General features: G+C 73.8%; 1 protein-coding gene. It reads left to right on the plus strand.

Translation table 11 applies throughout. The features are described from left to right. Window positions 1–347: cellulose biosynthesis cyclic di-GMP-binding regulatory protein BcsB (locus tag SB822_RS55630; RefSeq protein WP_410858914.1), on the plus strand; the 347-nt coding region annotated here is incomplete at both ends.

Below are 347 nucleotides of genomic sequence, written 5' to 3' on the forward strand. Positions count from 1 at the left end.
GTGATTCGACCCGCGGCGGTTGCGTCGCTCGCGCAAACGAAGGACATGCTGTTCGTCGGCGGCTCGCCCGGCGTGCTTGCGCAAACGCCTTGGCAAGCGGCGCTGCCGCTGACGCTCGGCGCGCTGCAAGGCGCGGCCGGCGGCGCGGGCGGCTCAGGCGCACCGAGTGGCACCGTGCGCGCGTCGTTCTCGGTCAAGGAGCACTGGCGTAACGGCGCGCCCGTCGCCGGCGGTAGCGCGCAGCTCGAGCAGGACGGCGCGCTCGCCGCGCTGTTCGGCTTCCAGCAGCCGGGCACCAAGGGGCGCAGCGTGGTCGTCATGCAGGCGACGAGCCCGGCGCATCTGAC

The sequence above is a fragment of the Paraburkholderia sp. SIMBA_054 genome (assembly GCF_046534875.1).
Taxonomy (GTDB): Bacteria; Pseudomonadota; Gammaproteobacteria; order Burkholderiales; family Burkholderiaceae; genus Paraburkholderia; species Paraburkholderia hospita.